Annotated in this window: 22 protein-coding genes, 1 tRNA gene and 2 pseudogenes; 8 read left to right on the top strand and 17 right to left on the bottom strand. The window is 42.7% G+C overall.

The features are described 5' to 3' along the window. Positions 1-205: 205 nt before the first annotated feature. Positions 206-1,525, top strand: a complete 1,320-nt coding sequence (xylA, locus tag P4S58_RS18315) for a xylose isomerase (RefSeq protein WP_337165087.1) — start codon at positions 206-208, stop codon at positions 1,523-1,525. Between the two features lie 194 nt (positions 1,526-1,719). On the opposite strand, the gene xylB is transcribed toward xylA, so the two are convergent. Then, positions 1,720-3,171 carry a xylulokinase gene (gene xylB / locus P4S58_RS18320; RefSeq protein WP_337165089.1) on the bottom strand — a complete coding sequence of 484 codons (1,452 nt, stop codon included), beginning with the start codon at positions 3,169-3,171 and terminating at the stop codon, positions 1,720-1,722. A gap of 190 nt (positions 3,172-3,361) precedes the next feature. Between xylB and P4S58_RS18325 the strand changes: the two genes are divergently transcribed. Next, positions 3,362-4,555, top strand: coding sequence for a XylR family transcriptional regulator (locus P4S58_RS18325; RefSeq protein ID WP_042483281.1), 1,194 nt, complete (start codon positions 3,362-3,364; stop codon positions 4,553-4,555). Between the two features lie 52 nt (positions 4,556-4,607). Here P4S58_RS18325 and P4S58_RS18330 read toward each other — a convergent pair whose 3' ends face one another. Continuing rightward, positions 4,608-5,402 (bottom strand): TSUP family transporter, encoded by a 795-nt coding sequence (locus P4S58_RS18330; protein ID WP_337165090.1) that lies wholly within the window; start codon positions 5,400-5,402, stop codon positions 4,608-4,610. Between the two features lie 104 nt (positions 5,403-5,506). Here P4S58_RS18330 and P4S58_RS18335 point away from each other — a divergent pair, with 104 nt between their 5' ends. After that, positions 5,507-6,418, top strand: coding sequence for a LysR family transcriptional regulator (locus P4S58_RS18335; RefSeq protein ID WP_112404786.1), 912 nt, complete (start codon positions 5,507-5,509; stop codon positions 6,416-6,418). 21 nt (positions 6,419-6,439) lie between these two features. Here the strand turns inward: P4S58_RS18335 and P4S58_RS18340 are convergent, their stop codons facing one another. From P4S58_RS18340 to P4S58_RS18400, 12 genes and pseudogenes are all read right to left on the bottom strand, one after another. Further along, positions 6,440-6,943 carry a GNAT family N-acetyltransferase gene (locus tag P4S58_RS18340; RefSeq protein ID WP_337165092.1) on the bottom strand — a complete coding sequence of 168 codons (504 nt, stop codon included), beginning with the start codon at positions 6,941-6,943 and terminating at the stop codon, positions 6,440-6,442. Between the two features lie 48 nt (positions 6,944-6,991). Beyond that, positions 6,992-8,034 (bottom strand): annotated as a pseudogene (locus P4S58_RS18345) (LacI family DNA-binding transcriptional regulator). 237 nt (positions 8,035-8,271) lie between these two features. Beyond that, positions 8,272-10,629: a glycoside hydrolase family 3 N-terminal domain-containing protein gene (locus P4S58_RS18350; RefSeq protein ID WP_337165095.1), complete on the bottom strand. Its 2,358-nt coding sequence runs from the start codon at positions 10,627-10,629 to the stop codon at positions 8,272-8,274. 352 nt (positions 10,630-10,981) lie between these two features. Next, on the bottom strand, positions 10,982-11,404 hold the full coding sequence (locus P4S58_RS18355) for a fibronectin type III-like domain-contianing protein (RefSeq protein WP_337165097.1): 423 nt from the start codon (positions 11,402-11,404) through the stop codon (positions 10,982-10,984). Between the two features lie 15 nt (positions 11,405-11,419). Further along, positions 11,420-13,197 (bottom strand): annotated as a pseudogene (locus tag P4S58_RS18365) (glycoside hydrolase family 3 protein); the annotation flags it as partial. A gap of 87 nt (positions 13,198-13,284) precedes the next feature. Then, positions 13,285-14,361, bottom strand: coding sequence for an endo-1,4-beta-xylanase (locus tag P4S58_RS18370; RefSeq protein WP_337165099.1), 1,077 nt, complete (start codon positions 14,359-14,361; stop codon positions 13,285-13,287). An 86-nt stretch (positions 14,362-14,447) separates the two neighbouring features. Continuing rightward, positions 14,448-15,278 (bottom strand): carbohydrate ABC transporter permease, encoded by an 831-nt coding sequence (locus P4S58_RS18375; protein WP_042483264.1) that lies wholly within the window; start codon positions 15,276-15,278, stop codon positions 14,448-14,450. Continuing rightward, entirely contained in the window at positions 15,278-16,252 is a 975-nt protein-coding gene (locus P4S58_RS18380; protein WP_052404579.1) for a carbohydrate ABC transporter permease, read from the bottom strand. Before P4S58_RS18380 ends, P4S58_RS18375 begins: the two co-directional genes overlap by 1 nt. 65 nt (positions 16,253-16,317) lie before the next feature. Next, positions 16,318-17,559 (bottom strand): ABC transporter substrate-binding protein, encoded by a 1,242-nt coding sequence (locus P4S58_RS18385; protein ID WP_337165101.1) that lies wholly within the window; start codon positions 17,557-17,559, stop codon positions 16,318-16,320. Positions 17,560-17,568: 9 nt separating this feature from the next. After that, positions 17,569-18,627 carry an ABC transporter ATP-binding protein gene (locus tag P4S58_RS18390; RefSeq protein ID WP_102968521.1) on the bottom strand — a complete coding sequence of 353 codons (1,059 nt, stop codon included), beginning with the start codon at positions 18,625-18,627 and terminating at the stop codon, positions 17,569-17,571. Positions 18,628-18,871: 244 nt separating this feature from the next. Beyond that, a complete protein-coding gene (locus tag P4S58_RS18395; RefSeq protein ID WP_337165103.1) occupies positions 18,872-19,957 on the bottom strand; it encodes an AraC family transcriptional regulator in 1,086 nt (361 codons plus the stop codon). Positions 19,958-20,018: 61 nt separating this feature from the next. Continuing rightward, positions 20,019-21,095, bottom strand: a complete 1,077-nt coding sequence (locus tag P4S58_RS18400) for an ABC transporter ATP-binding protein (RefSeq protein ID WP_337165104.1) — start codon at positions 21,093-21,095, stop codon at positions 20,019-20,021. A 514-nt stretch (positions 21,096-21,609) separates the two neighbouring features. On the opposite strand from P4S58_RS18400, the gene P4S58_RS18405 reads away from it, so the two are divergent. The 3 genes from P4S58_RS18405 to panF all read left to right on the top strand — a co-directional run bounded on the left by P4S58_RS18405 (position 21,610) and on the right by panF (position 23,962). Further along, a complete protein-coding gene (locus P4S58_RS18405) occupies positions 21,610-22,104 on the top strand; it encodes an NUDIX domain-containing protein (RefSeq protein WP_337165106.1) in 495 nt (164 codons plus the stop codon). A 99-nt stretch (positions 22,105-22,203) separates the two neighbouring features. Next, entirely contained in the window at positions 22,204-22,497 is a 294-nt protein-coding gene (locus P4S58_RS18410) for a YhdT family protein (protein ID WP_337165108.1), read from the top strand. Then, entirely contained in the window at positions 22,490-23,962 is a 1,473-nt protein-coding gene (gene panF / locus P4S58_RS18415) for a sodium/pantothenate symporter (RefSeq protein ID WP_337165110.1), read from the top strand. The genes P4S58_RS18410 and panF overlap by 8 nt, the downstream gene beginning before the upstream one ends. A gap of 119 nt (positions 23,963-24,081) precedes the next feature. On the opposite strand, the gene P4S58_RS18420 is transcribed toward panF, so the two are convergent. Further along, positions 24,082-24,155, bottom strand: a tRNA-Gly gene (locus P4S58_RS18420). A 194-nt stretch (positions 24,156-24,349) separates the two neighbouring features. Beyond that, positions 24,350-24,889, bottom strand: coding sequence for a DUF3332 domain-containing protein (locus tag P4S58_RS18425; protein ID WP_337165112.1), 540 nt, complete (start codon positions 24,887-24,889; stop codon positions 24,350-24,352). 273 nt (positions 24,890-25,162) lie between these two features. Between P4S58_RS18425 and P4S58_RS18430 the strand changes: the two genes are divergently transcribed. Then, positions 25,163-25,354 (top strand): hypothetical protein, encoded by a 192-nt coding sequence (locus P4S58_RS18430; protein ID WP_042483241.1) that lies wholly within the window; start codon positions 25,163-25,165, stop codon positions 25,352-25,354. Between the two features lie 39 nt (positions 25,355-25,393). Here P4S58_RS18430 and P4S58_RS18435 read toward each other — a convergent pair whose 3' ends face one another. Then, a complete protein-coding gene (locus tag P4S58_RS18435) occupies positions 25,394-25,897 on the bottom strand; it encodes an RNA-binding S4 domain-containing protein (RefSeq protein WP_337165115.1) in 504 nt (167 codons plus the stop codon). 113 nt (positions 25,898-26,010) lie between these two features. Between P4S58_RS18435 and P4S58_RS18440 the strand changes: the two genes are divergently transcribed. Further along, positions 26,011-26,805, top strand: coding sequence for a substrate-binding periplasmic protein (locus P4S58_RS18440; RefSeq protein WP_443089024.1), 795 nt, complete (start codon positions 26,011-26,013; stop codon positions 26,803-26,805). Positions 26,806-26,815: the final 10 nt, after the last annotated feature.

The following is a 26,815-nucleotide window of genomic DNA, read 5'->3' on the forward strand; positions in this document are numbered from 1 at the left end:
CCATGAATATTTGTGCAACCCTTTAAAAACAACAAGTTAAAAGCACTACAAATTAGCAAGGCCAAAAATATTCTGGTTATTTTTGACCGAAGTCTCATTAATAAAATAGGTAATATTGAAAACAAAAAAACATAATTGCCGAATAACTTTAATTCATAAAATATTGAATCTGCATTTAAGTCAAATGATTAACGGAGCCTCGACGATGACTGAATTTTTTAAGAATATAAACAAAATTAAATATGAAGGGACCGAATCAACAAACCCTTTAGCATTTAAACACTATGATGCAGATAAAATGATCTTAGGTAAAAGCATGAAAGATCATTTGCGTTTCGCAGCATGTTACTGGCACAACTTCTGCTGGCCAGGCAGTGACGTATTTGGCGCAGGTACTTTTGACCGTCCTTGGTCAAACGGCGCAAATGACATGGAGATGGCTAAGGTTAAAGCTGACCATGCATTCGATTTCTTCACAAAATTAGGCGTTCCTTACTACTGTTTCCATGATGTGGACGTTGCGCCAGAAGGTAACAACCTAAAAGAGTACATCAATAACTTCGCACAAATGGTTGATGTATTAGAGCAAAAACAAAATGAAACCGGAATGCAGCTACTTTGGGGTACTGCGAACGCTTTCTCTCACCCACGCTACATGGCAGGTGCAGGCAGTAACCCAGATCCTAAGGTGTTTGCTTATGCTGCAACACAAATTTTCAACGCGATGAACGCGACACAACGCTTAGGTGGTCAAAACTACGTATTGTGGGGCGGTCGTGAAGGTTATGAAACACTACTGAATACCGATTTACGTCAAGAGCGCAAACAACTTGGTCGTCTAATGCAGATGGTTGTTGAACACAAACATAAAATTGGATTCAAAGGCGCAATTTTGATTGAGCCAAAACCTCAAGAACCAACTAAGCATCAATATGACTATGACACTGCGACTGTTTACGGTTTCCTAAAACAGTTTGGTCTTGAAAACGAAATCAAAGTGAACATTGAAGCAAACCACGCCACTCTTGCAGGTCATAGCTTCCACCACGAAGTAGCAACTGCGACTTCATTAGGTCTGTTTGGTTCTATCGATGCTAACCGCGGCGACGCGCAACTAGGTTGGGATACAGACCAGTTCCCTAACAGCGTTGAAGAAAACACGCTTATCATGTACGAAATCTTGAAAGCTGGCGGTTTCACTACAGGTGGCTTTAACTTCGATGCTCGTCTACGCCGTCCATCTATCGATGCTGAAGATCTTTTCCACGGCCATATTGGTGGTATGGATACCATGGCACTTTCACTAAAACGCGCTGCAGACATGATTGAGAACGACGTACTGTCTAAATCTATTTCTCAACGTTACGCAGGCTGGAACGAAGAGCTAGGTAAGAAGATCCTTGCAGGCGATATGTCTTTAGAAGCAGTGGCTAAGTACGCTGTGGACAATAACATTTCCCCAGTTAAAGAATCTGGTAAACAAGAATTACTAGAAAATATTGTGAATGGTTTTATTTACAAATAATTATTTCTGAGTTCTGCAAAAGCCAACCTTATAATCTGAGGTTGGCTTTTTTATTTTGCCTTCAGCATATGTCAATCAATGCTTATCATTTTATATTTTTACAATTTTTGTTTTTATAAACTTAGTTGCTTATATATAAAAAGTGTTGCTTATAAATAAGCAACACTTGATTATTTAACTTGTTTAGTTAACAACTAAAATAAATCTTTCACTTGTGTATAAAGCGCTTGGAATACCTTTCTCTTAGCCTGATACAATTCTTTTTTGCTTTCATCAGGCAAGTGAGTTTGTACTAATTCAGGCACAGGGCAAACATCTTGTACCGTTACGCCGACTTCAGTGCCCAACCTTGCCAACCTTGCTGCTCCTAATGCTGGGCCAACCTCACCACCTGAGCGATAAACCAGCTTCATACCAGAGATATCAGCAAGCATTTGTCGCCAGTAGCCGCTTTTTGCTCCGCCACCAATCAGGGAAATTTCATTTGGCTCAGAACTCACTGAATGCTGTGCATCTAGACCATCAACCAAAGCGAAACTCACGCCTTCTAATACCGCTAACGCTAAATCGGCTTTTGTTGTTGAATGGGTCATACCAAAAAATACGCCTTTGGCGTTAGGATCGTTATGAGGCGTTCTCTCACCGGAAAGGTAAGGTAAGAAAATCACTTTTGATTTTGGAGCAGCGTGCTGTTCAACGTCTTTCAACATGGAGCCTACGTCTGCTTGCCCTGTAAGATTGGCAACCCAATCCAGACAAGAAGCCGCACTAAGGATCACAGACATGGTATGCCAAGTTTTTGGTAACGCATGACAGAAGCTATGCAATGCAGATTCTGGGTTCGCGATGAAACCGTCACTCACCGCAAAATAAACACCCGAAGTACCAAGAGATAACATTGCCTGCCCCGGTTCTGTGATGCCAACACCTACTGCTCCTGCAGCGTTGTCTCCAGCACCAGCAACAATAGGTACACACGACATTCCCCATAACTCAGCCAGTTCTTTCTTCAGTTGTCCGGTAACCTCTGTGCCCTCAAAGAGTTTAGGCATCTGCTCTCTGCCTAAGCCTGTCGCTTTGAGCAGCGCGTCACTCCAGTCACGCTTATCAACATCCAACCACATGGTTCCAGCGGAATCAGACATATCAGAAGCGTAATCGCCGGACAGTTTGAATCTTAGATAATCTTTAGGCAGCAGAACTTTCTCAACCTTGCTGAAAACGTCTGGTTCATGTTTCTGTACCCATTTCAGTTTAGGTGCCGTAAATCCAGGCATCATCAGGTTGCCGGTAATTTCACGACTGTTTGGTACAAGCTGTTCTAGCTCAATACACTCCTCAAAACATCGGCCGTCATTCCACAATATCGCGGGTCTTAACACCTTGCCATTCTGGTCAAGCAGTGTCGCACCATGCATCTGTCCAGATAACCCGATGGCGCGAACCTGAGAAAGTGCAAACTCATCTTTTAACTCGCCAATAATGCTTTCTGTTGCCGTCCACCAGTCTTCTGGATTTTGCTCCGACCAGAGTTCATGCGACCTCGAGACCGTTAGGGACTTTGTTTTTGATGCAACGATTTTGTCATTTTCGTCCAGCAGTATTATTTTTACTCCGGACGTACCTAAATCGATCCCCATATACATGGTTAAACTCCTTCCAAAAATTGGATTTAATAAATAATTTGACCCATTTTAAATATTCATCCGGATTACTAGAGCGAACAATTATGTTTTTTTGTACCTCCATTCCTCAATTTGCTTATTGTGTTATAGATCACGTGAGCTAAGTGATTTCAAGTGTTAGTATTCTGGGTAAAAACTAAATAAATATAATATGAACAAACATTTTCGAATCACCCTGCTATTTAATGCCAATAAAGTATATGATCGCCAAGTTATAGAAGGTATTGGCGAATATTTACAAGCATCTCAGTGTGCTTGGGATATATTTTTAGAAGAAGATTTCACCACTCATCTGGACAATTTAAAATATTGGAAAGGTGACGGCATTATTGCTGATTTTGACAACCCTAAAGTGGTTGAAAGCCTGAAAGATATCAACGTGCCGATAGTCGCTGTTGGCGGCTCGTATACCAAAGAAGAAGACTACCCCAACGTCCCTTATGTGGCGACTGACAACTACGCTCTGGTTGAGCTTGCCTTTCAACATCTCAAACAAAAAGGTTTAGAGAATTTCGCCTTCTACGGTATTCCTTCCCATTCTTGGAAAAGATGGGGACACGAAAGAGAAACCGCGTTTAAAGACATTCTTGCAAAGGAAGGCTACAAAGGCTCCATATTCAGAGGTAATCAGACTTCTTCTGACACGTGGCAATACGACATGAACCGTCTTGCCGACTGGATTCAAATGCTGCCAACGCCAACTGGCATTATTGCGGTGACAGACTCACGAGCGCGCCATATCCTTCAGGTATGTGAACATCTCAATATTATGGTGCCGGACAAGATCTCCGTTATTGGCATCGATAACGAGGAACTGGCAAGTTACCTGACTCGGGTTTCACTGAGCTCAGTCGGACAAGGATGCAAGGAAATGGGTTTCCGCGCAGCTAAAATCCTTCACAAACAACTCACCGAACATTCCGGTGAAGCGACTTCTTCGCCAGCTAAAATCCCTCGCATACTTGTTCCACCAACCAAAGTATTTGAGAGGCAAAGTACCGATTTCCACGCATTGAAAGATTCTTATGTCATTCAAGCTATGCACTACATCAGGCATAACGCTTGTAAAGGCATTAAAGTCGATCAGGTACTAGCAGCTGTAGGCATATCCAGATCCAACTTGGAATCGAGATTTAAGGAAGAGTGTGGGCACTCTATCCATGAAGAGATACACAATTCCAAGTTAAAACGCGCCTGTAATTTGCTCAAAACAACATCTTTACCGATTAGTGAAATCGCGGAGTTATGTGGCTACCCATCGTTGCAGTACATGTATACCGTGTTTAAGAAAAACCTCGACCAAACACCAAAAGACTACCGCAACAACGCTTCGAATGAAGATTAACGGTTAAACGGCGAAGAGGGTGTATACCGTCTTCGCCTTGCCTTTTCGACGCTTAAACAAACCACGCTGAAGAGAAGTTTTCATAGAGAAGCTTGCTGGTCATGATGAGGGTGACAGAGATAAACACAGGTCTCACAAGACGATTACCATACGAAATGACGCATTTGCTGCCAATAACCGACCCTATGATTTGGCCGCCAGCCATAATTAAGCCAAGTTGATAATCAACACTGCCTAACCAGATAAACAGAATCAAAGAAATAACGTTGCCAATTAGGTTCAATGGCTTTGTCGCCATCGTTGCTTGCTTAATGGTGTAGCCAAGCAGACTGATGAACGCCAGCATCCAGAACGAGCCTGTACCCGGTCCAAAGAAGCCATTATAAAAACCAATCAGCAAACCACATACCACCATAAAATGCGTATTTGATAGCACAGGTTCTGTTGCTTCCGTTGCTTTGAGTTTTTTGGCAAAGATCGAATACAAGGTGATCGCAACCATCAGGATAGGCAGTAGTTTTTCCAACACTTGTTTGTCGATGACTCCAACAGCAAGGGTTCCAATCACTGCGCCAATCGACGTAAAAATCAAACCTAAAACAATACCTTGAACTGGAAACTGTTTGTTTCTCATAAACATCACAGAAGTAGTCAGTTCGCCGATTACCGCTTGCAGTCGATTTGTGCCCAATACCGTCATCGGTGGTAATCCAACCAGCAGCAGACTTGGTACAGTGATCAGCCCTCCACCGCCAGCAATGGCATCAACAACGCCCGCAATAATTGAGATTAAAAATAAAAATACATAAACCCAGTCCGCCGTACTGAATTGAAACACGTTGTCCATATCTCCATCACCTAGTCATAAATTTGTGTGCATGACTATTTGTACCACTCGGCTATATGTAGTTAAATTAACGGCAACTTACTTAATCATTAAGGTTGAACTTAATGCTATCGTCACAAGATATTGAATTTTTTATCACTGTAGCAGGCAGTCGTTCATTGGCTGCCGCCGCGCGAAAACTGAATGTGACTCCTCCCAGCGTTTCACAGCGGCTGCAAAATATAGAACGAAAGCTTGGCGTTAAGTTGATAGACAGAAATGCTCGAATCACCTCATTGACGACCGAAGGCGAAGTGCTTGCCAGTAAAGGACAAGCGCTGTTACAAGATCTTGAACACTTAACCCAAGATCTTTCAGAAAAGAAACTCGCCATTTCAGGTGATTTAAAACTCGTCTCATCCCTCGGGTTTGGGGAAAAACACATCGGCCCTTTAGCAGCAGAATTTCAACGGCTATACCCTTCTCTTCGTATTGAACTTAATCTGTCGGATATTCCAAAGTGGTCTGCACACAACAGCCCAGACATCATGTTCTACATAGGACACCTTCAGGACTCTGCGTTAAAAAGAATTGTGTTGTCTAAAAACCGTCGATTACTGTTAGCCTCACCGGCTTATCTAGAATCTGCGCCAGCACTTGAGCAACCAAAAGACTTAGAACAGCATCGCTGCATAGCGTTACGAGAGAACGATGAAGATGCGACCATGTGGCGACTTACCCACACCACAACCAAGAGTGAAACCAGCGTAAGAGTGGTTCCTGTTCTTTCAAGCAATGTCAGCCGTGTGACCAAAGATTGGTGTATTGATGGTCAGGGTATCATTCAACGTTCTGAGTGGGATGTACAAGAAGAACTTAAAAGCGGGAAATTGGTTCGCGTACTTGCTGACTATCAACTGCAAGAAGCAGACATTGTCGCTCTTCTTTCTTCCGAACAGTTTCATCGTTCACAAAAAGTAACTGCGTTTTTAGAGTACGTAAAACAACGGCTACCTGAGCGTTTATCGACAAGTTAGCAATTGATAACAAGCATGCCGTTAGCTGTGTTCATACAAATTGTTTTCTAAACCGTAGAGCATCATGGTTCCTGTAAGTTGAAACCCAACGTCTTTTAGTAATCGGTTTGAAGTATCGTTATCTGGGAAGGTCACTGCATAGACCTTTTCGATCTTGTTTGCCGGCAACTCTGCTTTCATCACTGCACTCGCTGCCTCTCTGGCGTAACCATTTGAGTGATATTTTGACAAAAACGCGTAGCCGAGATCAGGAGAATCGAGCTCTGGCCTTTTCAAGATGCCACACATACCAATCGGGGTATGCGTGTCTTTCAACTCAACCATATTCAAGCCAAAACCATTAATCTTGTAGCTCAGCATCGGACCATTGGATAAGTAGTGGATTGCATCTTTTTTCGTTCTGACTTTTTTGTCGCCAATACAGCGAATAAATGCTTCCTCATTAAGCAGGCGAACAATGAATTCCGCATCTCTTAGTTCAAAATGTCTAATCACCAGCCGAGCTGTTTCACATACGATCTTCATTTATTCGCCTTATTGACTGCACTTACAAAAGTATTGGTTTGAACTGCATCAGCGATTGTGATTTATATTTTTGTAAACATCAAAAATAGATGATGTCGATTCGCGCACAATCAGATCGATTGGTGGTACTCGTACTTGGTGTTCTTCACCACTAAGCATCTTAAATATGGCTTCAGCACAAACACTACCCAACTCTTCAATAGGCTGACGCAGTGTTGTGAGTGCTGGCGTAAAGTAACTGGACGTTTGAAGGTCGTCAAAACCGATAACAGAAACATCTTCAGGAACCTTTAACCCCTGTCGTGCAGCGCTTTAATGGCTCCATAAGCAGTTTGATCGTTAGCAGCAAAAATGGCTGAAAAGTAGACTTTAGAATCGAGTAGTTCAATGGTTTTTTGATAGCCTTGCTCTGAACTAAAATCACCTTGTTTTATCAAGCGAGAGTTGACGGGTATTCCCCTATCTTTCAATGCTCTTCGATAGCCTTCATAACGTCTTTGCCCGTCGGGTTGAGTGCACAATCCTTTAATATGCGCAATATTGACATGCCCCTGCTGTAATAGGTGCAGAGTCGCTAAATATCCGCCAAGCACATTGTCAAACTCAATAGTCAGTATGTTGTTGGCTTTAATCTTATTGTATCCAACCGCAACTATCGGAGTGTGTAACGAATACTCGATAAGCTCTTCATCAGAGAGATCACCAGAAACAATAATCACACCATCGACATGACTTTTGAAAAAGTAGTCAAGCGCGTGTTTTTCTAGTCGACGCTTCCAATGGCCTGTTGCAATCACCAATGAGTAACCTCTGCTACTCAGACAGGCTTCTAAATCCTTCAGAATGCCGATCATAAAAGGGCTGTCTGCATTTTGTAGCAGAACACCAATAGTCATCGAACGCCCTTTGATTGGGCCTTTGGTTTTATATGTGACCTTGTAACCACTCTTCTGTATCGCTTTCTCGATACTGTAACTTTTCTCATCTGATACATAAGTAGAACGATTCAAGTATCTTGAAACTGTGCTTGGAGAAACCCCCGCCAACTTTGCAACATCATAGATGGAGGCAGGCTTTTTACTCGTTATCATGTCCATAGTTCATATATCCATATAAGTCTTTGATTACATGCGCTGCGTAAATACACAGACTACTGATATCCATTTAGCAATGCGTTTGGATTTGTATTTTGAGTGGTAAAGTGAAGCAGTCAGAATAAGACCGGTAACCGAGCTGGCTTACGCAGATTGGTTAAGTCATGACTACCCCAACATACAACTCTAGGAGAATAGAGCCGACCTCTGGCCGGCTTTGCATTGCTAATGTGATTATTCAGCCGTAACGTCACATACCATCCGCCATGCTTCAGGCAGAACCTTAACGTCGCCAACAACGTGAACTCTTTGACGGAAATGTATCTGAGACGATGAAGAGCCGATCATCAGATCAAACTCACCGCCTTCAACAACACGTTGATGATGACGATCAGTAAGATTGAGCATATCAACAGGCAGTTTGAAGGTAACAGTTTTGCTCTCTCCCGCTTTAAGGAATACTTTCTTAAAGCCCTTTAACTCCTTAACCGGACGAACAACACTCGATACCACATCACGAGTATAAAGCTGTACGACTTCAGCCCCATCAACACGACCTGTATTGGTTAATGTTAGCGATAGCTCAACGGTGTCTTCGAAACCGAGCTTATCTGAAGCCACGTTAAACCCTGAGTATGCAAATTCGCTATAGCTCAAGCCGTGACCGAAATTGAAGCTCGAACCAAAGTGATAGGCAATTGGCGTACCTGCACTCTTAAGCTTGTGATTGTAGAAATACGGTACCGCACCCACGTTTTTAGGAATCGAAATCGTCAGTTTTGCGCTTGGGTTGTTTTTGCCGGTGAAAGTATCAGCAATAGCATCAGCACCCGCTTGACCCGGAGCCCAACCCAACACAATTGCCGACGCTTCATCTTCAGCGCGACCTAGATTGTATGGTCGCCCGCCGGTCACTAATACCACTACGGGTTTACCTGTATCTAATACAGCATCAAGCATTTGCTGCTGCACTCCCGGCAGCGCTAAGCTGTCGCAATCTGAACCTTCACCCACTGTGCCTGTCTGGAACAAACCGGCCAAGTCACCAACACAAACTACAGCGACATCACTCTCAGCTGCGGTCGCAACCGCCGCTTCAATCTGACTAAGATCTTTGCTGATAGGTGACTCTGCGGCCTGACTGATCGCCATATCAACGTCCCCAGGGAAAACCGGAGCATTGGCGTGTCGCTCAGTTAGAATGTCACAGCCTTTGGCGTACATAACCGAATCAAAGCGTTGTTGAAAGGCTTCCAAAAGCGTCTTCGACACTTTGTCCGTACTGTCTTCCTGACTCAAAATCAGGTGCACAGGGAAACTATAACCACCGAGTAGTGCAAGCTGATCGTCTGCGGTAGCACCAATCAACGCCACTTTTTTATCCGTTTTCAGTGGTAGGGTTTGATCTTGATTCTTAAGCAGAACAATTGATTCACTCGCGACTTTGTAAGCAATCTCCTGACTCTTTTCATTGTGCAGAGAAGCTTGAGGAACGTCAGTATAAGGGTTCTCAAATAACCCCATTTCAAACTTTTTACTTAAAATACGAGCAACAATTTCATCAATCTTTTCCATTGAAATAAGACCGCGTTGCAGTGCTTCTGTCAGTTTCGTTGAGCATGCGTCATCGGGCAACTCAACATCTAATCCTGCATTAAAGGAAAGCGCTGCTGCTCCCGCACGGTCTTCAGCAATTGAATGGTGCGAGCTTAACAAATCAATGCCGCCGTAATCCGCGACAATCAACCCATCAAAGCCCCATTTCTCACGCAAAATCTCAGTAAGTAAAAAATGCGAAGCGTGGCAAGGTTCACCGTCAATGTCATGGTAAGCAGGCATTACAGAGCCAGCATTCGCCAGTTTTACAGCCATTTCAAACGGCAGTAAGAATGTATCATTGAGCTCTTTAAAACCCAGATTTACCGGCGCATGGTTACGTGCGCCTTCGCTTGCTGAATGCCCAACAAAGTGTTTAAGTGTCGCCAGAAAATCACGTTTTTCACCTTGTAATCCTTTCACATAATGTGTGGCCATGATGCCAACAAGGTAAGGATCTTCACCCAATGTTTCCTCTGTACGCCCCCAACGGACATCACGAGAAACATCCAATACTGGCGCCAGCCCCTGTTTGGTGCCAATCATTCGCGCTTGTCGGCCAATGTCCATTGCCGCTTCTTCGATCAGCTCAGGGTTCCAAGTATGACCATAATTTAATGATGAAGGATAAAGCGTTCCGCCTTTCGCCATCAGACCGACCAAACACTCCTCATGTGCCATTGCAGGAATGCCAAGTCGCGTCTCTTCAACTAAATATTTTTGCAGCTTATTTAGTGCTTTTACGCCATTGACCGCGTCAACTGTATGCGTTCCAAGTGGACGAGAAATCTGACCGAGGCCATATTTGAGCTTCTCTTTGACGGTGCGCTCAACATTTTCAGTTGTCATTTCAAGTTCACGCTCTTTATGCTCGCCAGTCGGATCAAGTATCAACCATTGCGCCCCCATTTGAGCCAGTTTTTCTTCAACCGTCATATGTGAAAGCAGGTCGCTCACACGTTCTGCTATCGAAAGTGATGGATTCTTGTAGTTCATATATTTTCCTAACCGATGCTGATGACTTTGATAGGATTAATATCTACCAAAATATTGCCTATTTCTTCCGCGAGGAACTCAATTACCAAATAATGGAGACCGATTACCAAATATATTGTCAGGCCTTTATTTTTATCAGAGTAATAGTTAAATAAAGCTTTTCTGTTTTTTGAATATGGTCAAATTAACCATTTTTAATAAATACAATATAAATATTCGTAATAGTGATTTGACGAAATAACGTGATATGGAAAGCTAAGAAACTAAAGGAAGGAATTAAAAAATAGAAAAAAGCGGCTGAACACTCAACCGCTTTTGCTTAAGCAACGAAAGCTCTGTGAACCCTGCTCGCTCAGTGAACCTTAGTTGTTTCTGTGACTTCAAATTCTAAAGTAATCAGATCTTCATCTTTTGACGAAGCACCGACCATTAAACTAAACGTGCCCGCTTCAACGACTTCTTCAAGTTCTGAATTCACCAGTGCTAAATCAGAGAAATTAACCTTAATAGTCACATCAACACTTTGCCCTGCCGGAATATCAACGCGTTCAAAACCACACAGCTGTTTAATAGGCGTGGTGACAGAAGAGAAATGATCATTAAAGTAAACTTGCACAATTTCAGTACCATCAATAACCAACTTATTTGTTACGGTAAGAGACACTTCAATATCGGTATTCGGTTCTATTACTACCTGTTTTAAATAAACATTACTGTATTCAAACTGGCTGTATGACTTACCTTCACCAAAGCTAAACAACGGATGTTCCGGCATATCGATGTAACGCTCTTTATGACCGGTAGTATGTGAGTTCTGTGCATGCCAACCCTCATACTTGTTGTAGAAAACAGGTAATTGCCCCACATGATATGGGAAGGAAATGGTCAGTTTGCCCGATGGATTATGCTCACCGAGTATGACTCGTTTTACCGCCTCTCCCCCTTAGTGCCTGAGTTAAATCCACACAACAGGGCATTCGCATTCTCTGCAACCCAAGGGATTGTCATCGGCTTAGAGGCAACTAAGTTAACAATCAATGGTACGCCCGAAGCTTTGATCTGCTCCAACATGGCTTGCTGTTTACCAGTTAGGTCCAGATTCGCTCTGTCATGGAACTCACCATTTTGCGCTAACGTATCCCCTACACAAGCAATGACCACATCGGTTTGAGTTAATGCGCGGGCTAACTCTTCGACCTGCTCAAATTCAGCGTCAATACAGTCCGCCCCTTTCACGTATTCAACCTTGAAACCATATTGCTTTGACGCCGCTTGGAACGCCTGTAACGTCGTCACTGCCTGCTCACGGTGAAAACTATCATTTGTAGCACCGGCCTGCATTGAACCAAATGACCAGTCACCTAGCTGCGCAATAACATCATCGGCATTGGGTCCGGTTACCAGCACGGTCAAATCTTTGGTTGGTTTCAAAGGCAAAATGCCATCATTTTTGAGCATCACAATGCTCTTGAGGCTTGCTTCCATTGCCAGTTCTAAGTTCTGCGGATTGCCGAATATTTCTTGGCGATCTGGCGAATAGAATCGCATCTCATCGAACAGGCCTAACTCAAACTTTTTCGTCAGAATACGGGAAACAGCATTGTTAACAATTTCAAAGTCCACTTGCCCGTCTTTAACCAGCTTAACCGCCGCTTCATAGAACTCCGCTGTCGACATCATCATATCGTTACCCGCGACCAAAGCGCGATAACACGCATCCTCAATAGTCGGGCTCACTTTCTGCTTAGTGTGCAGCGATTTGACGTTATCCCAGTCAGTTACAATAAAGCCGTCTAATCCCCAATCAGTTTTCGCAACATCCGTCAGCAACCATTTGTCAGCGGTACACGGCAAACCGTCGTTGGAGTGATAACCCGTCATAAGAGAAGCGACTTTTGACTTTTGAACCACTTTGCGAAATGGCGGAAGGAAAATCGATTTAAGCTTGCGACGAGACACATCAGCTTCATAGGAGTCTCGGCCACCCGTTGTTTCGCCATAAGCGACATAGTGTTTGGCACACGCAAGAATAGAATCCGGGCTGGCGAAAGTCTCACCTTGGTACCCTTTAACCGTCTCTGCTGCCATCTCGCCGATCAACCACGCATCTTCACCATAGGTTTCATTAACACGCCCCCAGCGCGCATCTCGTCCAATACAAAGCACAGGTGAAAACGTCCAGTGAATACCAGTGGCGCGAACCTCTTTAGCGGCCACTTTTGCCATTTCTCTCATCAGTTCACGATCCCAGCTTGAGGAAGCGGAAAGCTGAGTGGGGAACACGGTCGCATCGTTATCGAAACAGTGTCCGTGAATAGCATCAATACCAAAAATAAGTGGGATGCCAAGGCGGGTTTTCGCTGCACGCTCTTGCAAACGCATTGCAGCATCACCGGTACAATGAAGGTAACTACCTATATGCCACTCTTCCAGTTTGTCGGTGTTACCTTCCACATTCGCTGGAAGTTGAGTCAACTGACCGATTTTCTCTTCAATGGTCATACGGCTCAAAAGGTCATATACGCGTTCGGCAACCGGCGCGTTTTTGTTCATGTAGGTTTCTGTCATTATTATTTTTCTCTGTTTTGAAAGAGCCGATCCTTACGCAATGGCTCTTTGGCTTCAGCAACAAATGATCGGGCTGGTTTAATTCGCTTACTGACTGATTGGTGGTTGATAAGAAAATTCACCTTTGGAGGCAGAAAGCAACGAACTATAAACCGCCTTGAAGGCATTTTTCGCTTGATAGTTCTCATCAAACATCAATGCACGGCCATAACCAGTAAACCAACCTGGCACCCAGCTGTACTTATCGGTTACACCCCAAGTGGTGTACATATCAATCTCCGGATAATAAATAGCAAAATCCATCAAACGACCGAATATACGCGCCTGTGCATCAAGGGCGAAATGACTAGCATTGTCACGGATACGAACATCGATTTCAGTGAAGTGAATCTTAAGACCGAGATGTTTTAGACGATTAATGTTGCGCGCAAGATCTTGCTCACTAAGCGCATGTTCGCCCATCAAATGCAGTTGGAAACCAACACCGTGAATGGGTACGCCCTCTTCCACCATGCTTTTGACTTTACCGTAGATGGCATTCGACTTGGCTCCCATCCCTTCGTTGTTATAGTCGTTATAAAACAGAATCGCCTCTGGGTCCGCTTCATGGGCAAACTTGAATGCAAGTTCCAGATAACGCTCACCAAGCACCTTGTACCAAAGGGTTTCGCGATATGACCCATTTTCATTAAAGCTTTCGTTCACCACATCCCAGTACTTCACTTTTCCTTTATAGTGACCAACCACTGTTTTGATGTGTTCCTCAAGTACTTTTTCCAGCTCTGGAGCGGTCCATTCTTTTTGTGTTAGCCAGTCAGGATTTTGAATGTGCCAAACCAGCGTATGACCTTTCACCTGCATGTTGTGCTGCTGAGCAAATGCCACCAATTCATCGCCTTTACTAAAATTAAAGCGATCTCGCTGGGGATGAATGTTCACCCATTTCATCTCATTTTCTGGGGTTAGCTGGTTAAACTGACTGGAGAATGTGTTGGCAAATTCAGGCTCTTTAAGGTGACGCGTTTCTAATGCTGCACCAACATAAATGTTTGACTGTTTCGCTAGTGATTTAAGACTAATAACTGGGAGTTCAGAGGCTTGAACAGCGATTGGTGAAATGAACGAGCAAGTGGCAACAAGCAAGGTGGTAATAGTTTTTTTCATTCTATTTTCCTTGAGAAGTATCAAGTGGAATAAAAAGAGAGCTGCTTAAATCGGGGGTCGATCATGATACAAGCAGCTCTTGGAAATTAGCCCTTAACCGCGCCAGAAGTTAATCCGTCGATTAAACGACGCGAGGCAATAACAAATAGGAACAGCAATGGCAGAACAGCGATACTTGCGCCAATTGACACCGCACCCCATGGCACCTGACCGGTTCCTTGTAACGCACGAAGTGCTAAAGGAACGGTGAACATTTTCATATCGTTCATAACAACCAGTGGTCCCATAAAGTTGTTCCAGGTGCCGATGAAGGTAATCAGACCTAAGGTACCGAATGCTGGCAGAATCAAAGGCACGATAATGCGGTAGTAGATTTTGAACTCACGGCATCCGTCCATACGTGCTGCTTCAACAAGCTCTTTCGGAATTGAGCTCGAAATAAACTGACGCATCATAAAGATACCCATCGCTCCACAAGCGGCAGGAACAATCAGCGCTTTAGGATCGTTCATCCAGCCTAGTTGCGACATAACCATTGCTGTCGGAATCATGCCCAGAAACGGTGGAATAAGCATAGTACCCATGATCATCACAAACAACGCATTCTTAAAACGAAACTCAAACATTGAGAACGCATAACCAGCAAGCGAACAAAACAGCAAGTTCAGCGCCGTAACCACGATGGCAATAAACAAGCTCAACGCCAGGTTGTGCCAAAAGTAAGGCAGAAAATCTAACAGCGTGTTGAAGTTCGTCACCAAGTAATCACCAAAGGTAATCGGTGGCGGCACAGATAGAATGCCGGTGTTGGAATGCGACGAGAAAATAAACATAAAGTAAAACGGTGCTAGCATGATAATCGCACCGATAAACACGGTGATATAAGCGATCAGCTTATCCTTTCCCATTGATTTCATTAGTCGTTTCTCCCACCTAATAGTTTGCTATTCAGCCATGTTAAACACGCGATGATCATAAATAGAATCCAAGAGATAGCGGACGCAGTACCAAAGTCACTTTCAACGAATGCCGTTATATACATGTGCATCGCCGCAGTTTTACCCGCTTGCTCTATACCACCAGTACCGCCTGTAATAATGAACGGTTCTTCAAACAGTTGAAGGTTACCAATGATGGTGAGCGTGACTGCGAAGAATGCCATTGGTTTCAGCATTGGAAGTGTGATGTGCCAGAACTGCTGGTAACGGTTTGCGCCATCGATAGTTGCCGCTTCATAAAGATCTTTCGGGATCGTTTGTAACGCAGAAAGGTAAAGCACCGTGTTCCAGCCAACAAAGCGCCAGAAAACAACAAACGAGATCATGTCTTTGGTATACGCAGGGCGAGACCAGTCAACATTCTCAGTTGGGAAGAGCCACGCCAGAACTTTAATGTCCGCAATAGTGAAATTTCCCAAAGACGTAAGAATTTGGTTAATCATGCCGTAGTCACGAGAAAACAACGTAGTGAATACAAGAGAGATCGCAACGGTAGAAGTAATATACGGAACGAAGTAGATACCAATCACCGTATTTCTCATACGCGTAAAGCTAGTATGAATAAAGTATGCGAGCGGCAGTGCTACTGCATGCTGAGGAATACCGGATTTCAGCGCAATAATAAAGGTGTTGTAAATGGACGATTGGAACCATTCATCTTCAAGTGCGAAAACATAGTTCTCTACTCCGACCCATTCCATTGATGCCAATCCTGCAGCAGGCTCCCAATAATGGAAGGACAGGTATAAAGAGAACAGAAGTGGGAATAAACCGAATGCTCCGAAAATGATAAAGAAAGGGCTGACATAAAGATAAGGAGCGATCTTATTTCCTTTTCTTAGCCAGAAGTTTTTGCGTCTGGCGGCATTAAGGGGACGTGTCATTGTTGTCATAGGACTATTTCCAAAATTGCTACATGACAAGGGGCCACCGATGTGACCCCGGTACTAACGATTAATTAACGACGACGAGCACGACGTTTAATTTGTTTCTCTGCATCGGCCAGCACTTGGTCAATGTTTGCATCTTTCTCTAGCACTTTTTCTAGAGCGTCATTCACCACCTGACGAGCAACTTCGTCGTAGCGGTCAACAGTCAATGCTGGGATGTGTTTGGTTGTTTCACGCCAGTTCAGACGAGCTTTTTGTCCACCCAAGTAAGCGATTTCTTGATTAAAGAAGTCGTCGTTATGAGTCGAAATAAGCACTGGGAACGCATTGATTTCTTTAAAGCCCGCTAGCTGAATTTCTTTGTCTGTCGCCATAAATTCGATGAACTTCCAGGCTTCTGCTTTGTGCTCTGCTTTTTTAGGAATGGCGTAGAATGAACCACCCCAGCTCGCCATAGCACCGTCTGGAAGTTGAGAAGTACGCCATAATCCTGTCGCATCTGGAGCAATCCAACCTTGTAGGTGACCACCTAACCAAGCCCCCATCATTTGAACAGATACCGTTCCGCGACGTAGACTTTCCGTCCATTCGTTTGACCAAGCAGCCACTTTCGCGTCGATACCCGCATCACGCGCCTTCTTAGCTAAACGAAACGCTTCTTTAAAACGTTCAGAGTTAACAAGGATATTTTGGTCTTTATCGAAGTAGATGCCTTCGCCTTCTTTAAGGTTTGAACGAATAACAATATCTTTAATATCCACCGCATTTGCGATCAGGTAGTTACCCGTTTTCTCTTTGATCTTAATACCCGCCTTGATAAACGAATCCCAATCTTTTAATAACTCTTCTTCTGTAACACCAGCCGCATCTAAAATGTCTTTACGATAAAAGGTTGCACCCGGACCGATGTCTGCAGGAATTGCTGAAAGAACACCGTCAGAATTGGTTGCTTGCGCAACAGAGTAAGGTACCAATTTATCGGTAAATGCACCGGCACCATAAGGCGACATATTATCCAGACCGCCGCTCTCAATAAACTGACCCACATAGCTGTATTCGATTCCCATAACATCTGGAAGGTTCGCGCCTGTTGCAAGTGCCGTTGTCATCGCATTGTGATGGTCGGCATACGCGAGAGTAACAACCTTAACCTTGATATCAGGGTATTTTTTCTCAAACATTGGCACCGCAATTTCTGCCACTTGGTTGAAATTGGGGAATGAAGCAACCGTAATCTCAGTAGGTGCAGCAAACACTGACACCGAAAACACGGAAGCTGCGATAGCAGAAGCAATGATGTTCTTTTTCATGATTTTTCCTTATTGGATTATGACCTTGTCGTTTTTATCAAACACATGAACCTTGTTTTTATCGAAATAGAGTTCAAATTTGTCGTGAATCTTGTCGTCGGTGTAAGGGACTTCCGCAATGATCCTCTTATTGCCAAATGAACATTCGATATGCTTCACCGCTCCCATTAACTCAACCTGTCTCAGTTGAACGCTAATAGAAGCAAGGTTTTCAGCCTCAATGTTTAGTGGATTCAGATGGAAATCTTGAGCACGGATACCGACAGATAAAGGTTTAACGTCACCTACACGATCGATCGTTGATTGGAAAATAAATGGCTTAACCGCGTCTCCAAGGTTTTCCAATATGTTCATCTCAGGAGTACCGATGAACTTGGCAACAAATTTACTATTTGGATGGTTATAGATTTCTTTTGGCGAACCGATCTGTTCGATAACACCGTTGTTCAGAATCGCAATACGGTCCGCGAGAGTCATGGCTTCGATTTGGTCATGAGTGACATAGACCACAGTGGTTTTTGTACGTTCGTGCAGCAGTTTGATCTCTGAACGCATCTGACCACGAAGCTTTGCGTCTAGGTTAGAGAGTGGTTCGTCAAATAAGAATACGTCTGGGCTTCGAACCATGGCTCGCCCCATCGCAACACGCTGACGTTGACCGCCTGAAAGTTCTTTAGGTTTGCGAGACAACAATGGCGTAAGCTCCAAAACTTCAGCGATTTCTTCAACCATGCGCTTACGTTTTACTTTATCGAAACCCAAGTTTTCGAGCGCGAAAGCCATGTTCTCTTCCACTGTCATATGTGGGTAAAGGGCATAACTCTGGAATACCATTGCGATATTGCGCTCAATCGGGTGAAGTTCATTGACGACTTCATTTTCAATGCAGATCTCGCCGTCTGTTATATCCTCTAGGCCAGCCAACATGCGCAGCGTTGTTGACTTGCCACAGCCTGATGGTCCCAATAAGACAATAAACTCACCATGTTGAATATTAAGATTGATACCTTTAACAACCTCTGTATCACCATAGTTCTTTATCAAGTTGCGAAATTGAACTGATGCCATGTCCCCACCAAAATATGTAATTAATAACTTTCTTAACAACATATTATTCAGGTCACCAATAGTCACAATTACCAATATTTGAGTTTGTAATTACGATATTTTCTATTTGTGATTAATGTCTTCAGTTAAGTTATTCTACGAAACTGTTTCATGGTTTTTTCTTAAAAATCATCAGCTATTTATGGCGTGCATCACATAAAAAAACCAAGTAATAATACTTGGTTTTTTTGAATTTTATTGCCCCTTAATTCGATGAGCTTTTTCGATACTCTAGCGGTGTATAGCCAAAGCTTTTTCGGTAAAGTTGATTAAGGTAATTTTGTCCTAAGTAGCCACATTGCCTCGCTATACTGTCTACCGACATAGAGGTCTCCTTGAGTAGCTGTTTTGACTTATCTAAGCGTAGATTTGACAGGTACTGATGGACAGTCTCACCTTTCAGCCCAAGGAATTTATTGTCTAACGTTTTTCTAGAAACCTTACAATAATCAGATATTTGCATAACACGTATATTGCGACTGTAATGCTTATGAATATAGACCAAAGCGTTATTGACCACACTATCCGACTCAATCGCTGACTTAGCCGAACTGTCGACATAAAGCTGCTTGGCTTTGTATATTAACCGTTTACATGAAGGGCGGGGATTTAGCAGAAGTTCAATACACTCTCTGCCTAATTGCTTAGGATTTAGATCTATCGAACTGATTGGAATTGGTGAAATATCTCGCTCTAATTCATCATAATCCGTTCCAATAATTGATACTTTATCCGGTACTGGAATATTATTTTCTATACAGTAACGTATAAATTTTCTGGCCGAACGATCTGTGGTGCAAAATACACCAACTCTATTCTCTGAGGTTGTAATGGCTTCGAGGGCATTAGAGTAATAACAACACCCTAGTTTTAAAGCGAGTGATGAGAAGCTATTTTTTCTCTCCATAGCCCATGGCTGGTAATAATCGCTTAAATCAGAATAGACAGAAACATTGCGAATTCCATCATTGATAAAGTGACCTAATGCGATATCCGCAACATACTGGTTGTCATTGTAAATACACAATATTCCGTCTGGCGGGTTGGTCACTTCAGCATTAGAGAAAATGAGCTTCTTACCTGACAATTGAGAAATAAACTCCTCACAACCACACTTATCAAAGTCAGCAATCACGTAGTGCCATTTTCTCGATAACAAATAGGTCGCATTTTCTATTGCATCTATATGAATATTGATATTCATATTTAATTCATCGAGCTTAGACTTTACTCCTTTCAATAGCTCTCGATCGTAGTGAATCATGGTATCGATAAGTAGTAATAACTCCATACGTACCTCTTGAATATAAGTAAAGTTGCCAAAGATTTTAAACCTTAGGCAACTTTTTCACTTAGATAATATGACCTGATTGGTTAAAGACATGGCATCGGTTTGGATCAAAAAATAAGTTCATTGACGTCTTTCCATCCAAATCAAAATCCGCTTCAACTTCTGCAATTAATTTCTGCTGTGCCATTGCTGCATTAATTTGTTGTGTACTGCCAAGTAATTCACTGTTCACTACAGAAACATTCAGAGCGATACTGCCTTCACTTTGGTTGGCATGAATATCCGTTGGACGAATGCCCAAAGTTACGTTTTCTCCATCCATAGCCTCGTCGAAAGACTTACCCAAATCGACTTTTTGATCACCCAATACAACATGCCAGCTATTCGAATCACGTTGCAACTTACCTTCCATCATGTTCATCGTAGGAGTTCCAATGAAACTCGCAACGAATTGACTCGCGGGTTTGTGGTAAACCTCGTAAGGTGTGCCAACCTGCTCAATTTCACCATCGCGCAGAATAACCACTCGGTCTGCAAGTGTCATTGCTTCAACTTGATCATGGGTAACATACACAGTTGTTTTTGAATACTTGTTATGCAAGCTCTTGATTTCTCTACGCATTGAATTTCGTAATTTAGCGTCCAAGTTTGATAACGGTTCATCAAACAAGAACACTTTAGGCGTACGAACCATAGCTCGACCCATAGCTACTCGCTGGCGCTGACCACCAGAAAGCGCTCTCGGTTTACGCTTTAGCAACGGAGTAAGCTGGAGCATTTCAGCAACGCGATTGACCTCTTTCTCAATCTCAGCCTTCTTTTTGCCTTCCATTTTTAATGAGAAGCCGATGTTTTCAGCAACGGTCATGTGTGGGTAAAGAGCGTAGCTCTGGAATACCATCGCAATATTGCGTTCTTTTGGATTAAGGTCATTGACCACGGCACCATCAATGAGAATCTCGCCGGAGCTGATATCCTCCAGACCAGATAGCATACGTAGAGTGGTCGATTTCCCGCAGCCCGAAGGGCCTAAAAACACAACAAATTCACCGCTCGCAATTTCCAAGTTAATATCCTTGACGATATGCGTATCGCCAGAATAAACCTTGTTCACATTCTTAAAGGTTACTGAAGACATTCTTAATCCCAATATGATTTCTAACATTAACAATCATTCTTGCCATGTTAAATTTTTCCGCCAATTACCTTTTTTCTTAATCGAGTTTTTATATTTCACGATTGAGCCTTAGATCACGCATAAAAAGACAACCCGTTGATATATCGATTTGATAGATGCCCAAAAACACCCAGTTATCCCAAGCTATTTAAATATAAAAACAACTGGTTAAACCTAAATAAATAATAATATCCCTATTAAATGTAGTCATTTCATCTACCGACTTTACTAACTAAAGAATGGATTTTTTAAAATCATCACTTAACGCTATAAGGGGAAAAATCATAAAAGTTCGGGAATAAGTATTTTAGACGCGCACTTTAAGTTGTCTTATCACCTTAGACATAGTCACATACCATTTTTATAACAGTACTAATCCTTTTCTGTTATGCCCTAAGCGTTAACGTCTGTATCTATCCTCTTTAACCATCTTCATTAAAATAGGCTTATCCGGTCGTCAAAAAGACACAAAACTATGAAAGAGAAATTTTGCAAAGACTGCGGTCATTTGCTTACTGAGAAAGACTGCACCAATGAAGGAATCGTTCCTTTTTGTGACCACTGTAATCAATACCGTTTCCCAGCATTTAGCACTGCAATCAGCGCTATCATTTTGAACCCTGATCAAACTAAAATAGTGCTGATACAGCAGTATGGCCGTAAAGACAATATTCTGATTGCCGGATATGTCGCTCAGGGAGACGACCTTGAAACAACCCTAATCAGAGAAATCCAAGAAGAATTGGGGTTATCAGTCCAAAGCTACCGCTTCATGAGTAGTGAGTACCATAAAGGCTCAAACACACTGATGTGTAACTACCTTTGTACAGTCAATTCTGAAAATCTGTCCGGTACTAACCATGAAATTGATCATGCTGCATGGTTTACATTCGCTGAGGCTGTTCGTGAAGTGAAAAGAGACAGTCTTGCACAAACATTCCTCCACAGAGCTATAGACTCACTTAAATAGGTTAAATCAGTTTACATTGCCTTTCCTTGCCAATACTCTTCTGCAAAATCGTTTTTAGAGTAGATAGCCTACAACAATAGATTGGCTAAACTGTGAGTTATGAAATCAGATAAGCAAAGTCATTCAGCTTTAGATCGCCAAGCCAAACGAGAAGCCTTATGGGCAATACTTCTCGCTTTCGGTTATTTCATCTGGTGGTACTGTAGCGCCTACATTTTTTCAGCTCCACAAGGTGAACAACAACTGCCTCAACTCTATTGGGGTATACCGTTATGGTTTCTGTTGTCCTGCGTTTTGGGGCCACTCATTTTCACCGCGCTCTGTGCACTAATGGTTAAATACCTTTATAAGGATGTTGACCTCAACAGCTATGGCGATGACCAACATGAATAGTCAGCTTATTATCCCTTTGTTCATTTATCTGATCGCCGTTTTTGCATTGGCTTTCCTGACTCAGCGTTATCAAAAGGCTGGAAATTTTCTTACTGAATATTTTGTTGGCAGTCGAAGCATGGGGGGATTTGTTCTCGCCATGACCCTTGCTGCAACCTATGCCAGTGCTAGCAGCTTTATCGGGGGGCCTGGAGCTGCGTATAAAATGGGGCTTGGTTGGGTACTGCTGGCTATGATTCAATTGCCCGCCACTTGGCTTACTTTAGGCGTACTCGGAAAGAAATTCGCAATAGAAGCAAGACGCCACAACGCACTCACAATAAATGACATGCTTTATGCCCGCTATAAAAGTCGAAAAGTAGTGATTTTCTCTTCACTAGCGCTGCTTCTGGCTTTCTTTGGGACTATGGTGGTGCAATTTGTTGGCGGGGCTAGACTTCTGCAAACAGTTTTAGGGATTAGCTATCAGAATGGGTTGCTGATATTTGCATGTACAGTCGGAATATACACCACTATCGGTGGTTTCCGAGCCGTGGTTATGACTGACACCATTCAAGGGGTAATGATGGTTATTGGTACTGTCATTCTTCTGGCTGGTGTCATTCACGCCGGAGGAAGTCTCGAAAGTCTGGTTACACAGCTTCACACTATCGATCCGGCACTGGTCTCACCATATGGGTCAAATCATTTCCTTAGCCAACCATTTATTTTGAGCTTTTGGATTCTCGTCTGTTTTGGTGTTATCGGGCTACCTCAAGCAGCTGTAAGATGTATGTCTTACAAAGACAGCGCTTCACTGCACAAAGGTATGGTGATTAGCACTATCATGATTGCATTATTGATGTTTGGAACTCACCTGACCGGTGCTTTAGGGCGAGCATTAGTGCCAGAGGTCGCCAGTCCTGACCAAATTATGCCAACGCTTATGATGACCGTTCTTCCTCCAATGCTTGCTGGCGTTTTCCTTGCAGGTCCAATGGCAGCCATTATGTCGACCATTGATTCACAGTTGATACAGGCTTCGTCAACGCTGCTTAAGGATCTCTATATCAACTACATCAATCCTCAAATCGTTAAAGAAAATAATGCCGACCACAAGCTAAGTCGAATTTCCTTGTGGACTACAGGCATCTTCGCCAGCTTAGTCTTTGTCGCAGCAACTAATCCGCCAGACATGATTATCTGGCTAAATCTGGTTGCTCTTGGTGGTTTACAAGCCGTTTTCTTATGGCCTTTGGTATTCGGACTATATTGGTCGAAAGCATCTGCAATCGGCGCGTTATCTTCGATGGTCATTGGGCTTGGTGTTTACATTAGTTTAATTTTGGTCAAGCCAGATATAGCGGGCATTCACCCCATAGTCCCTACGATGATCACGGGGCTGTGTGCATTTGTCATTGGCAGTTTTGTCAAACCTCGAAAAGACGTAAAACAGCCGTCAATGCCAATCAATGAACAGAGCTAATTTGTTTAAAAACATGGCTGTTTTAAAGCATAGCAAGATGGAAAAATTGAGACTGCAAAGCACGCAATAAAGCGCAGTTCTATGAATTTGTTGGGATGGTTAATCTTATAGTAGAGATTTGGAGCGCGTAGCGAGAATCGAACTCGCAGCTTTAGCTTGGAAGGCTAAGGTATTACCATTATACGATACGCGCGCATCGAAAGGACGTTGCTACTATGCCACAGAGTAGAAAAAATGAAACCGTTTTTTTATAAAAACTCGTTCATTTGCATATTAAGTAAGCAATTGAAGTTAAAGCGGTTAGATTTGCATCTACATGCATTTTTTTAAAGTGCTTTAAGCGTAAAAAGCCTCCCATTGGGAGGCTTAAGTTAGATACTTGTAAGTTTAGATTTTTGAAGTCTGAACATAGTTAACCAGTTCTTCATTAGAAACGGTTGTAATATATTCATCGTTCAAATAAAACGCTACGCTGTCTTCCCCTTTCTCACCACGTAAAACTTTGTGAGAACCATCTAGATAAGAAATATCCATTTGCATGGTGTTCTCATCGATTTGTTGCATTGTTGCTGACTTAACATCGACATTGTTCGAAAGAGGAACTTCTGTCATTGAAGAGTCTAGATTGTCATTCACTTTCAACATAGCATCAGCTGGAGTATCAACCACTGCAGGTGATTTGCCTGATAGTGGGTTTGTACCTGTCCAGAATTCTACCGCGTTAAAAATAAATAAGTCAGCAAATGATGCGATTGCGTAAACTGGCGATAGAAGTAAGAACATACCTTCACGAGCGTAACGGTTATCCACGACTTCTAAGTTGAATTTGCCAACCAAACCTGTGGTTGCCATTTGACCCATACAGCCAGTTAAAGAACTTACGCCTAATGCTGTTACCACTGCTATTTTAATTGCTTTACTTTTCATCAAGATCACCACTGAGTTGGATAAAAATTAAGTGTAGTCAATCAATTGCTTATTAGGAAATGTCCGAGGGGAATATTGACAAAAACCTTACATAACTTAATGAATTTATTTTATATTTTCATTTTTGAGACTGCGCGTTTTATCTGTCTAGCTTGAAGAATTCATAACCTGAATACTTGAAGACCTCCAACACTCTACGAAATAATCATATGTGGTCTACAATTGTGGTGAGAAACGATCTCGTGTCATTCACCGTCAATTAGGAGGTGCTAAATGAACATTCGTGAAAGCATTGATGCACTTGAGCAACAAATTTATATCGCTTGCTCAGAAGGAGACTACGAAACGGTCAATATGCTTGAAGCGCAGCTAGAAAAATTGCGAGGTAAAGCCGAACACCCTTTCGATGAAGATCCCTACGCCTTGGAAGGCAGAGCTTTCCTCGATGACGACGACTGGAGTTAAAAAATGGGGAGCCTATGCTCCCCATTGTCAAACTTAGCTTTAGAAAAACTTGATAGCTCCCCTACCGCCTATCTTTTCTTCTTTCTCAGGCTCAACTTCTACTGGCCTTGGCTTAGATTTCGTATTTGAATCAGACTTCTTATTCGCCTTGCTGTTAGCCTTGTTATTGGCCTTAGCTGGCGCAGGTTTTTTCTTTTCCTGTTTCTTATTCTTTGCTTTCTCGGCTTGTGGTTTTGTCGGCTTAGCTTTTACTTCTTCAACCACGTCTTCTGTTACAGGGGCATCACAAATAACCAAGTAAAACTCTTGGTTGAATTCGATTAGATCACCATCGTACAATTTCCGGCGCTTGCGAAGTTCAACTTCACCATTAACAGCGACATAACCTTCCGTAATCGCGTACTTTGCTTCACCACCGCCACTGACCACGTCAGCAATTTTTAGAACCTTATAAAGTTCAATGGGTTGATTATCGACTTCTACGCCAATAGCCTCTATCTCGATTTCTTCTTCATCATGGAAATCGGACTCAAATTCGTTCATTTCACATACCCATAAAATTTTTCTGCAGTTTAGCGTTTTACGCTTTGTTTATAAACCGAAACTCATTTATAAAACTAAACTAAAAGTAAGCGTATAAAAAAGGACGAAGATTGATGCGCAAAGTTTGGGTAGCCATGTTAAGCGGATTGACATACATGCCTTGGTGTTATGGGGAAACAATCTCTGTTGAAATACTGACCGATGAGTCCTATCCACCTTATACCTATGCTGAAGATGGTGAAGCCGTTGGTATTTACCCGGATATCGTTCACGCCATAGATGAGAAACTGGTAGATTTCGATATCTCTATTCGTCCTGTGCCTTGGAAACGAGGACTGAAGCTTATTGAATCAGGGCGTAGCTTCGCTTTAATGCCTCCTTATTTTCACCCAGAAAGTCGTAGCTTCATTTCCCCCTATTCTCACCCCATGCTCGATGAAGATGTGGTGATTTTTTGCAACAATGACGTGATTAAGCAAAGCAGCCGAAAAATCTGGCCTGAAGACTTTTATGGTCTAACGATTGGCATAAACTCAGGATTCAATATTGGTGGACCTGAATTCTGGCAAGCATCAGACAATGGCAAACTCTCTATCTCAGAAGCAAAAGGAAATCAGCTCAATATTATTAAACTTAGAAGCCGCCGAATTGATTGTTATGTAAATGACTATATTTCTATTCTTTGGGAGACAAAACGCTTACTTGAAGAAGAAGTATTGGAAAAACCTCTGACCTTTAGCCTTGCCATGCATATTAATACCGAATCGGGATATATGGCTTATACCAATGTCCATGAAGAGAGATATCCATATAAAGAGAAATTTGTCAGAGAGTTTGATGCTGCACTTATTGAGCTTCAAAACTCAGGAGAGATAGCGAAGATTATTCAATATTACACCGGAGAATAATTCCACCTAC

Source organism: Vibrio sp. Hal054, from assembly GCF_037162405.1.
GTDB lineage: Bacteria > Pseudomonadota > Gammaproteobacteria > Enterobacterales > Vibrionaceae > Vibrio > Vibrio diazotrophicus.